At 72.2% G+C, this 11,143-nt stretch carries 6 protein-coding genes; all 6 read left to right on the plus strand.

All coding sequences use genetic code 11. From position 1 onward, the window contains the following. Positions 1–37 precede the first annotated feature (37 nt). The 6 genes from PXH83_RS10565 (at position 38) to PXH83_RS10590 (ending at position 11,092) form a co-directional block, all read left to right on the plus strand. Entirely contained in the window at positions 38–3,637 is a 3,600-nt protein-coding gene (locus PXH83_RS10565; RefSeq protein ID WP_274559132.1) for an FtsK/SpoIIIE domain-containing protein, read from the plus strand. A 169-nt stretch (positions 3,638–3,806) separates the two neighbouring features. Beyond that, positions 3,807–5,204 carry an ABC transporter substrate-binding protein gene (locus tag PXH83_RS10570; RefSeq protein WP_274559133.1) on the plus strand — a complete coding sequence of 466 codons (1,398 nt, stop codon included), beginning with the start codon at positions 3,807–3,809 and terminating at the stop codon, positions 5,202–5,204. A gap of 12 nt (positions 5,205–5,216) precedes the next feature. After that, complete coding sequence (locus PXH83_RS10575; RefSeq protein ID WP_274559134.1) at positions 5,217–6,572, plus strand: carbohydrate ABC transporter permease; 1,356 nt, start codon at positions 5,217–5,219, stop codon at positions 6,570–6,572. Further along, positions 6,569–7,471, plus strand: a complete 903-nt coding sequence (locus PXH83_RS10580) for a carbohydrate ABC transporter permease (RefSeq protein ID WP_274559135.1) — start codon at positions 6,569–6,571, stop codon at positions 7,469–7,471. Before PXH83_RS10575 ends, PXH83_RS10580 begins: the two co-directional genes overlap by 4 nt. A 146-nt stretch (positions 7,472–7,617) precedes the next feature. Further along, on the plus strand, positions 7,618–9,858 hold the full coding sequence (locus tag PXH83_RS10585; RefSeq protein ID WP_274559136.1) for a bifunctional glycosyltransferase/CDP-glycerol:glycerophosphate glycerophosphotransferase: 2,241 nt from the start codon (positions 7,618–7,620) through the stop codon (positions 9,856–9,858). 19 nt (positions 9,859–9,877) lie between these two features. Continuing rightward, positions 9,878–11,092 (plus strand): glycosyltransferase 87 family protein, encoded by a 1,215-nt coding sequence (locus PXH83_RS10590; protein ID WP_420803145.1) that lies wholly within the window; start codon positions 9,878–9,880, stop codon positions 11,090–11,092. The last annotated feature ends 51 nt before the right edge of the window (positions 11,093–11,143 follow it).

Here is an 11,143-nt window from a genome sequence, read left to right on the forward strand (position 1 = left end):
CTGCCGGGCACTTCGCGCAGAAGGGACCGCTGACGCGATGCAGATCCGGCTGACCGTCCTCGCGCCGCGCAGCGGCCAGAGCACCCACGCCGTGCGTGACGTCCTCGTCACCGCGCCCGCCGGAACGGCGCTGGCCGCCGTGGCCTCGGGCCTGGCCACCGCGGTGTCCGGTCCCGGCTCGGGCCCCGAGACGACCGGCGCGGTGGTGGTCTACGCGGGGCGGGAGCGGCTCGACGCGCAGCGCTGCGCGCTGGGTGAGCCGCCGCTGGTCGACGGGGCGGTGCTGTCGCTGCACGCGCCCGCGCCGGACGGCGAGGCCCCGACGGCCCTGACCGCCCTGACGGAGACCACGCCTGCCCAACTGCACGTGGTGGCGGGCCCCGACGCCGGAGGCATCCACCTCCTCCACGGCGGCCAGGTCCGCATCGGCCGCTCCACGGACGCGGACGTGCCGCTGGACGACCCGGACGTGTCCCGGCTGCACTGCGCGGTGACGCTGGCGGAGGACGGCCGGGTCTCGGTGGAGGACCTCGGCTCCACGAACGGCACCGCCCTGGACGGCAAGGAAGTTACCGCCCGCCCGGTACGCCTGACACCGGGCGCGCTGCTACGCGTAGGCGAATCCGCCCTGCGCCTGACCCCCGGAAACCCCCGCGCGACGCTCCCGACAACCCCGGACGGCGAGGGTCACCTCCGCGTAACCCGCACGCCGGACGAGACGACCGGAAGCACGACCGGCACAACCCCGGAGGGGCCGATCCCGGGCCCGCACCGCGCGGGCACAGTCCCGTACGGCCCGGCGACGGGTTCACACCACCCGAGTGCGGCGTCCGGCGCCGACGTGACTGCGCGGGGCACCGGCGCGGGCTCCGTGCGGGGCTCTTCGGCGCCCGGTGGGCGCCGTGTCTCCGGTCGCCCACCCGCGGCGGCCTCCCCTGCCCCGGCATCGCAGAGCACGGCAGCAGGCGACCGCCCCGGACCCGTCCCGCACGACGATCAGGGCCGGGCAATGCCCGCTGCGGGCGGCACCTACGGCGAGCACGGCGGGCCCGCTCCGACAGCGTCCCCAAGTGACGCGTACGGCCCCGGTGGCCGGCCCGGCGCCGCGAGCGCCGCGTACAGCCACGGACCGACAGCGCCGCATCACACCGGCGACCAGTCCGCGCCCGCCACCCACGGCGGCCCCGCCGGCCCGCAGGGCAGCGCCGGCTTCGGCGACGGCGCCCACGGCCCCGGCAACAGCCCGAATCGCCCGGCCCAAGGCGTCGCCCACGGCGGGCCCGTCCCCGCCGGGAGTGATGTCACGCACGCACACGCCGCCTACGGCAGCGACGGTCGCCCCACGGCCGGTGCGCACCCCGGTGACGCCCCCGCCACCGGGCGCAGTCGCGAGGTGTACTCCGAGGCCCCCCGTCGACGGGGCGGCCGGGGTGGCATAGGGGCCTGGGCGCGGCGGCTTGCCGGGGGGCGGGCGGAGACCGTGGACGAGTACGCACCGGCCGAAGCCACTCCGGTCGGGATGCCGCCCGCCCACGGCGTCGCCGCCGTGCCGTCGGCCACCTCGACCACCGCCGCCCTGCCCGAGGCCTGGCCCGATCCGGCCTCGCTTCTGCTCACCGCACTCGGCCCCGGCCCCCGGCTGTGGGAGCGCGGCCCCGGGCACCCCGAGGCGCTCGTGCTCCGGCTCGGCACCGCCGACCGGGCCGCGCCCGACGGCGGGCGCCCGCTGCCCGCCGTTCCGGTGACCGTAGGGCTGCGGGAAGTCGGCTCGCTGGGGCTCGCCGGGCCCCGCGCACGGCTGGCCGGGCTCGCCCGGTCCGCCGTGGCGCAACTCGCCGCGCTGCACTCCCCCACAGACCTCGAAATCGTGCTGATCAGTACGGACAGGTCAAGGGCCGTCGAAGAGCGCACCGCTGAGTGGGCCTGGCTCGGCTGGCTGCCTCATCTGCGGCCCGCCCACGGCCAGGACTGCCGGCTGCTCCTCGCGTACGACAAGGACCAGGCCGCCGCCCGCGTCGCCGAACTGGTGCGCCGCACCGACGAGGAACCGCAGGGGAGCGGCGCCGAAGGGCCGTACACCGTCGTCATCGTCGACGGCGACCCCGGCTCCACCGCGCTGCGCGACGCCACCGCCCGGCTCGCCGCGACCGGCGCCGCGTCCGGTATCCACCTCGTCTGCCTGGCCGAGACGCCCGCCGCGTCCCCTCTGTCCCCTGTTGCCGAGACGTACGAAGCCGCCTGCGCGGTGTCGGCGCCGTTCCGCGAGTGCGGGGCCGCCGCGCTGCTCAGCGGCGATGTGGCCACCGCGCTGCGGCTGCTGCGTACGGCGGGCGGTCAGCCCGCGGGGCGCGGCACGCTGGGCGCGGTGGACGCGGTGTCCGCCGCCTGGGCGGAGCGTTTCGGGCGGGCGCTGGCCCCGCTGCGTGCGGACGGACCGCCGGCCGGACGCCCCGGCCGCGCCGCCGCGCTGCCCGCCTCCGCCCGGCTGCTGGACGAGCTGGGCCTGGCCAGGGCCACCCCGGCCTCCCTGATGGCGCGCTGGGCGGCCGCGGCCGACGACGGTCAGGCGCCCGGAGCCACGCGCGCGTGGGCGGTGCTCGGGGCGGGCCCGCGCGGACCGCTGTGTGTCGACCTGACCGCCGAGGGGCCGCATCTGCTGATCGAGGGCCCGGCCGGCAGCGGCCGCACCGAGCTGCTGCGTTCCGTCGCCGCGTCGCTGGCCGCCGCCGCCCGCCCGGACCGGCTCGGTCTCGTCCTCGTCGACGGCGCGGGCGGCGGACGCGGCGACGGCCTGCGCGCCTGCACCGAACTGCCACACGTGTCGACCCATCTGGTGGCGTCCGACCCCGTCCGGATGCGGGAGTTCGCCCAGGCCCTGGGCGCCGAGCTGAAGCGGCGCCACGAGCTGCTCGGCAGCCTCGGCTTCGCCGAATGGCACATGAACTGCGAGATCTCCGGCCGGCTGATCAACCAGCGACCGCCCAGCGCCGCCGAGCAGCGCGGCGACCTCGACCCGGCCCCCAGCGGCACGCTGCGCCTGCGGACCACCACGGCCCGGGCCCAGCAGGCCCGCCCGGACACCGGCCCGTCCCCGCTCCCCCGTCTCGTCGTCCTCGTCGACGACCTCGACGCGCTGGTCGCGCCCGCCCTCGGCAGTACGGGCAGGCCTACGGCGGGTTCGGTCGTACGGGCCCTGGAAGCGGTGGCCAGGGACGGCGAGCGGCTCGGCGTGCATCTGGTGGCCACATCCGCCAGGCCGGACCGTACGGCGGACACCGAGCTGGCCCGTGGGACGCGGCTGCGCGTGGCGCTGGACGCCCCGCCGTCCGCCCCCATACCCGACGAGCCTGCGGCGGGACGCGGCAGGCTGCGGCACGCGGACGGCTCCGCGACGCCGTTCCAGGGGGGCCGGGTCACCGGACGCATTCCCCGTACGGCGACTCTGCGGCCCACCGTCGTGCCCCTGGAGTGGGAGCGGATGGGCGATCCGCCGACCCGGCGCCCGGTGCGCGAGCTCGGCAACGGGCCGACGGACCTGGCTCTGCTGGCCAGCGCCCTGGACCGGGCGGCCCGCACGGTCAACGCGTCACCGTTGCCGCCTCTCGGCACCCCCGTCACACCTCGCCCTGAAGCCTGACTGGACGTCACGGGCCCATCACGATCACCCAGTTGACACTGATGGCACTATTGCGGGCTCCCGACCGCCGGGCGTAGACCTGACGCACGGGACAGCGAAACCGGCACCGGCGCCACCTTCGTCCGAAGGCTGCGCCGGTGCGTACGCGCACGGGAGAGACGGGGCAGTGATGCGCACAACTCTTCGCACGCACAGGGCTCACAATCCGCACAGGGCTTACAGCAGCCGAAAGGCCCGAAGGGCCGCCCTGGCGGTGATCGCCGCGAGCACGCTCGCTCTCACCGCCTGCGGTGGCGACGGCGACAAAACGCCGGAGAACAACGGGGCGAACGCGACGGAGCCGGCTGCTTCCGTCAAGCTCCCCAGGCTGAACGGCGAGGAGGTCCAGGTCGCCGCGGTCTGGACGGGCCCCGAGCAGGAGAACTTCACCAAGGTCCTCGACGAGTTCGAGAAGCGCACCGGAGCCAAGGTCACCTTCGTCCCGGCGCAGGACCCGATCGTCAACTTCCTCGGTACGAAGATCGCGGGCGGATCGCCGCCCGACGTGGCGATGCTGCCGCAGGTCGGCGCGCTCCAGCAGGCCGTGGAGCGCAAGTGGGCCAAGCCGGTCGACGCCGCCACCCAGGGCCAGCTCGACAAGAACTACTCGCAGGGCTGGAAGGACATCGGCGCCGTCGACGGCAAGCAGTACGGCGTGTACTTCAAGGCCGCCAACAAGTCCTTGATCTGGTACAACGCCCAGGTCTTCGAAGACGCGGGCGCCGAGGAGCCGAAGACCTGGAACGACTTCCTGGCCACGGCCGAGACGATCTCCGCCTCCGGTGTCACTCCCGTCTCGGTCGGCGGCGCGGACGGCTGGACCCTCACCGACTGGTTCGAGAACATCTATCTTTCCCAGGCCGGTCCGGAGAAGTACGACCAGCTGGCCCAGCACAAGATCAAGTGGACGGACCCGTCCGTGAAGGACGCGCTGACCACGCTGGCCGAGCTGTTCGGCAAGAAGGAGCTCATCGCGGGTGGCCAGGAAGGCGCGCTCCAAACGGAGTTCCCCGCGTCCGTCACCCAGACGTTCGCCGACGAGCCGAAGGCCGCGATGGTCTTCGAGGGCGACTTCGTCTCGGTCAACATCGCGCAGACCAAGGCGAAGATCGGTACGGACGCCAAGGTGTTCCCGTTCCCGGCGGTGGGCGACGAGCCCCCCGTGGTGACGGGCGGCGACGCGGCCGTGGCGCTCAAGGACTCGAAGGGCGCCAAGGCGCTGCTGACCTTCCTGGCCTCCACCGACGCCGCGAAGATCTGGGCCGCGGAAGGGGGGTTCGTATCGCCGAACAAGTCGATGGACGTGGCGGCGTACCCCAATGACGTTCAGCGCGACATCGCGAAGGCGCTGATCGCGGCGGGCGACGACTTCCGCTTCGACATGTCGGACCAGGCGCCGCAGTCGTTCGGCGGTACGCCGGGCAAGGGCGAGTGGAAGGCGCTCCAGGACTTCCTGAAGAACCCGAAGGACATCGCGGGGACCCAGCAGCGGCTGGAGTCCGACGCGGCCAAGGCGTACAAGAGCTGACGGGTTGACGCGATGACGTCAGCGACCGCGGGGGGCGCGGCGAAGGTGCCGCCGCCCCCCGACGCCAGCGGTACACGCAAGAGCGTGACAGGCACACGTAAATCCATAGCGGTCGGCTTCCTGCTGCCCGCACTGGTGCTGCTCGGCGCGCTCGTGGTCTACCCGATCGGGTACTCGGTCTACCGGAGCTTCTTCGACAAGTCGGGCGACAGCTTCGCCGGCCTCGACAACTTCGTCGAGATCTTCACCGACGACACCATCCTGACGGCCGTCAAGAACAACGCGGTCTGGGTGGTCGTCGCCCCCACCGTCTCGACCGCACTCGGCCTGATATTCGCCGTACTCACCGAACGCATCCGCTGGGGTACGGCCTTCAAGCTGCTGGTCTTCATGCCGATGGCGATCTCGATGCTCGCCGCGGGCATCATCTTCCGCCTGGTGTACGAGCAGGATCCCGAGCGCGGCGTCGCGAACGCCGTCGCGGTGAGCGTCCATGACACCTTCTCCGAAGCGGCCGGCTTCACAAAGGCACGTCCCCTTCCGATTCATCCGCTGAAGGCGGGCGGCGGCGGGTCCTTCGTCACCAAGGAGACGGTCTCGGCGGGCGATCCGGTGCTGCTGCCGCTGGTCGGCGTCCCGCCCGCCAAGATGCCGGGCGACGCGAAGAAGGCCGCGCCCGCCCCCACCGAGCCGGACAAGGTCACCGGCACCGCCTGGCTCGACTTCACGAAGGGCGGCGGCGGCAAGCCCAACACCATCGACTCCACAGAGCTGGGCCTCAAGGGCATCAAGGTCGAGGCGGTCAAGGACGGCAAGGTCGTCGACACGGCCAAGGCCGGCGCCGACGGTACGTTCACGCTCTCCGCGGAGGCCGACGGCGCCCAACTGCGCTTCCCCGCGTCGAACTTCAAGGAGCCGTACAACGGTGTCGACTGGCTCGGCCCGAGCCTCGTGACACCGGCCATCATCGGGAGTTACGTCTGGATGTGGGCGGGCTTCGCGATGGTGCTGATCGCGGCGGGGCTCGCGGGTCTGCCGCGCGAGCTGCTGGAGGCGGCCCGGGTCGACGGCGCGAACGAATGGCAGGTCTTCCGCCGCGTCACCGTGCCGCTGCTCGCGCCCGTACTGGCGGTGGTGCTGGTCACGCTGATGATCAATGTGCTGAAGATCTTCGACCTGGTGTTCATCATCGCCCCGGGCTCGTCTCAGGACGACGCGAATGTGCTGGCGCTCCAGCTCTACCGCTCGTCGTTCGGTACGGACGCCGACCCGGGCATCGGCAGCGCGATCGCCGTACTCCTGCTGCTGCTCGTCGTCCCGGTGATGCTCTTCAATATCCGGCGGATGCGACGGGAGGCCCGACGGTGACCACCACGACCACTCCGACCACCACGGGCGCAGAAGCGGTCAAGGCCAAGCAGTCCCTCCCGGCGCGGATCGCTGCGCGCGCGGGCGGCGGTGCGGTGCGGGTCTTTCTCCTCGTGGTCGCGCTGTTCTGGCTGATGCCGACGATCGGGCTGCTGGTCTCTTCGCTGCGCGATCCCACCGACATTGCCGAGTCGGGCTGGTGGGAGGTCTTCTCGGCCCCCTCCCAGCTCACCGTCGACAACTACTCCAGCCTCCTCGACAACAACATCATCATCGACTCCCTGTTCAGCACGGTCATGATCACCGTTCCGGCGACCGTTCTGGTCGTGGTGATCGGCTCACTCGCCGGATACGCCTTCGCCTGGATGGACTTCCCGGGCCGCGACTGGTGGTTCCTGGTCGTCGTCGGCCTGCTGGTGGTCCCGGTGCAGGTCGCCCTGGTCCCGGTGTCCGAACTCTTCGGCAAGATCGGCATTTTCGAGACCACCGCGGGCGTGGTGCTCTTCCACGTCGCCTTCGGCCTGCCCTTCGCGATCTTCCTGCTGCGCAACTTCTTCGCGGAGATCCCCCGGGAGCTCCTTGAAGCGGCGCGGCTCGACGGGGCGGGCGAGATCCGGCTGTTCACGCGTGTCGTGATGCCGCTCGGCGGCCCGGCCATCGCCTCGCTGGGCATCTTCCAGTTCCTCTGGGTCTGGAACGACATGCTGGTCGCGCTGATCTTCGCCGACTCGGCCAATCCGCCGATCACGGTGGCTCTTCAGCGGCAGGTGCGGCAGTTCGGCAACAACATCGACATCCTGGCGCCCGGCGCCTTCATCTCGATGGTGATCCCGCTCATCGTGTTCTTCGCGTTCCAACGGCAGTTCGTGTCCGGCGTGATGGCGGGCGCGGTGAAGTAGAGCACCCAGCACATGCGGCGGTCCGGCGCCCCGTAGCCGGACCGCCGCCGCGTGCTTCGAGTTCCCCCGTATGCCACGTCTGGCGTAACCAACCCGCTCGGTCGGCCGTTCCGGGGCCATCTGCCCGCGTCGACTCCAGGAGTCCCGTGCCCCGGTTCAGCGTCATCGTGCCCGCGTACAAGGTGCAGGCTTACCTCGAAGAGTGCATGGATTCGGTGCTGGCACAGCGTTACGACGACCTCGAACTGATCGCGGTGGACGACTGCTCGCCAGACGCCTGCGGCGCGCTCATCGACGAGTTCGCCGCCCGCGACCGGCGGGTCTTCCCCGTACACCTGCGGGAAAACACCGGTCCGGGGCCCGCGCGCAACGCGGGAGTCACGAAGGCGACCGGCGACTACCTGATCTTCCTCGACGGCGACGACACCCTGGTTCCCGGCGCGCTCCAGGCCATCGCCGACCGTCTCAAGGAGACGGGCTGTCCGGACGTCCTGGTGTACGACTTCGCCCGTACGCACTGGTCGGGCGAGGCCGTGCGCAATGAGCTCGCCGACCGGCTCAGCGAGCGGGGCCCCGCCTCCTTCGAACTCGCCGACCGGCCGGGCCTGCTGGAGATCCTCCCGGCGGCTTGGAACAAGGCGTACCACCGCGAGTTCGTGGAGAGCGAGGGCCTCGCCTTCCCGCCCGGCCGCCACGAGGGCACACCCTGGACCTACCCGGCGCTGATGGCCGCCGCCTCGATCGCCGTCCTCGACGAGGTCTGTGTGCACCACAGGCAGCGGCGCCTGGGCAAAGCCCCCGCCGCGAACGGCCGGGGGCACTTCGACATCTTCGGCCAGTACGACCGGGTCTTCGGCTTCATCGACTCCCGCCCCGAACTGGCCCGCTGGCGCCCGGTGATCTTCCGGCGGATGGCTGACCACTTCACCACGCCGGACACTTCCCGCCGCCGGCTCCCGGCGGGCAGCCACGCGGAGTTCTTCCGCCGGGCGCGTGCCCATTACCGCCGCTACCGCACCCCCGGCGCCGCCCCTCGTCCCGGCGCACGCCTGCGGCACGCGATGGTGCGGCTCGGCAGCCACCGCACGTACCTCACGCTACGGACCGCCCGCCGCCTGTACTCCACGCTGCGGCGCGGGTCCCGTGCCGTCCGCCGCGTCATGCGCGCCGCCGCCCTGCGCCTCCACTACCGCGTCCAGCTGCGCCTGCCGCTGCGCCCGGGGCAGGCCGTCTTCTCCGCGTACGGGCACGGCGGTTACGCCTGCAATCCGGCCGCGATCGAGGAGCAGGTGCGCGAACTCGCCCCGCACATCCGGACCTTCTGGATCGCCGATCCCCAGCACCACCACACCGTCCCCACGGGCACCCGCCGCCTCAGGCCCGGCACGTTCGCCCACCGGACGGCGCTCGCCCGCGCCAAGTACTTGGTGAACAACACCGGCTTCGACCCGTGCCTGACCAAGCGCCCCGGCCAGGTCCTCCTCCAGACCCAGCACGGCACCCCGCTCAAGTCGATGGGCCTCGACCTCCAGGACCACCCGGCGGCCGCCCGCTCCACGGAGTTCGCCCGCCTCCTCGACGACGTCGACAAGTGGGACTACTGCCTCTCCGCCAACCGCCACTCCTCCACGGTCTGGGAGCGGGCGTACCCGTCGGGATACACCACGCTCGAATACGGCCATCCGCGCAACGACATCTTCCAGCGCGCCACCGCCGCCGATGTCGCGCGCCTGCGCGAGACGCTCTCCGTCCCCAAGGACAGCACCTGCGTCCTGTACGCCCCGACCCACCGCGACTACAGCCGCACGCAGCGCCTCTCGCTCGATCTCGAACGGATCTCCCGCGAACTCGGCCCCCGTTTCGTCATCCTGACCCGTGCCCACCACTCCTACAACGCCCCGCTGTCCCGCCCGAGTTCCGCCCGCACGTCCCGGATCGTCGACGTCACCGACCACCACTCGATCGAGACCCTCTGCCTGGCCGCCGACGCACTCATCACCGACTACTCGTCCCTGATGTTCGACTACGCCGTCCTCGACCGCCCGATCGTCATCCACACCGACGACTGGGACGCCTACGACGCGGCCCGCGGCACCTACTTCGACCTGCGCGAATTCCCGCCGGGCGCGATCGCCCGCACCGAGGACGAGCTGATCGACATCTTCGCCGGCGACCACTGGCGCGGCTCCCGCTCCGCCCAGTTGCGGACCGCGTTCCGGGCGCGCTTCTGCGCGTACGACGACGGCCGGGCGGCCGAGCGCGTCGTGCGCCATGTGTTCCTCAACGAAACCTCCGGGCTGCCGCCCGTCATCCCGCTGGAGGACCGCAGTCCGGCTCCCCGGGCCGCGCCGCTGCAGAGCGAAATGAACGCCGTAGTCCTGACATAGCTGATTAAAGTTCGCGTTGATGACGACGCAGAAAGTCGCGGCCCGCACCTCGAACACCGTCCCAGCCGCGCGCGCCCTCGGCGTCGTCTGGCTCACCACCCGCCTCGGCATGTTCGCCCTGCTCGTGCTGCCCTCCGGCGACCTCCTCGACGCGCCGGACATCGGCGGCGAGGTGTACCGGATCTACTACGGCTGGTACGAGCAGCTCACCCGGGGCGGCTTCCCGTTCGACGACGTCATGTGGCAGTACCCGCCAGGCGCCGGACTGGTGATCCTCACGCCCGCCGCCCTCCCGTGGCTGACCTACTTCCAGGCGTTCGTCGCCCTCACCCTCGCCGCCGACGCACTCGTCGCCCGGGCGCTCGCACGGGCCGGCGCCGCCGGCTACGGGCGCAGCGCCGCCGGCGCGTGGATGTGGGTGTGCGCGCTGCCGCTGCTCCTCCACCTCCCGCTCGTCCGGTACGACGTCCAGGCCACCGCCATCGCCGTACTGGCCCTCCTGGCGCTCCACCGCCGCCCGGTCCTCGGCGGTACGCTCGCCGGGCTCGGTGCGATGGTGAAGGTGTGGCCGGTGCTCACGCTGCTCGGCGCTCCCCGGGGACGTACGACCAGGGAGGCATGCGCGGCGGCCGCCGCCAGTGCGGCGGTGCTGCTCGCCGTGCTCACCCTCGCCTTCTCGCACACCCTGGACTTTCTGCGGCAGCAGGGCGGCAGGGGTGTGCAGATCGAGTCGATGGCCGGGACGGTGCTCTCGCTCGCCCGCCTGGCGGGATGGTCCGGCAGGGTCGAATACCGGTACGGCTCCATGGAGTTCACCGGCCCGTATGTCTCGGCGCTCGTCCACGCATCGCTGTTCTTCACCGCCGCCGCCTTCTGCTGGCTGCTGCTGTGGCGGGTCAGGGCCCGCCGCTGGACGACCGCGACTCCCTTCGACGCCACGCTGACCGCCGTACTCCTGTTCACCGTGACCAGCCGGGTGATCAGCCCCCAGTACCTGATCTGGCTGCTGGGGCTGGCCGCCGTCTGCCTCACCTCGCGCGCCACCACCCAGCGCCCGGTCGCGGCACTGCTGCTGCCCGCGGCCGCCATCAGCGCGCTCGCATATCCGGTGCTGTACGGGGATGTCGTCGTGGGCACGCCGCTGGGCTGCGCGATCATGGTCGTACGCAACGGTCTGCTGCTCGGCGCGGCCCTGCTGGCCTGCCGCAGGCTCTGGACGGCTTCCGGAGCGTGAACAAGGGCGTAAAACAGGGGCGCCCGGCACCGAAACCCGGTGCCGGGCGCC

The organism is Streptomyces spiramyceticus, from assembly GCF_028807635.1.
In the GTDB taxonomy this organism is placed as follows: domain Bacteria; phylum Actinomycetota; class Actinomycetes; order Streptomycetales; family Streptomycetaceae; genus Streptomyces; species Streptomyces spiramyceticus.

Bases quoted from the DNA above. Each gene is read 5' to 3' on its own strand.
- PXH83_RS10575 (WP_274559134.1), top strand. From the start codon at position 5,217: ATGACGTCAGCGACCGCGGGGGGCGCGGCGAAGGTGCCGCCGCCCCCC.
- PXH83_RS10590 (WP_420803145.1), top strand. From the start codon at position 9,878: ATGACGACGCAGAAAGTCGCGGCCCGCACCTCGAACACCGTCCCAGCC.
- PXH83_RS10565 (WP_274559132.1), top strand. From the start codon at position 38: ATGCAGATCCGGCTGACCGTCCTCGCGCCGCGCAGCGGCCAGAGCACC.
- PXH83_RS10570 (WP_274559133.1), top strand. From the start codon at position 3,807: ATGCGCACAACTCTTCGCACGCACAGGGCTCACAATCCGCACAGGGCT.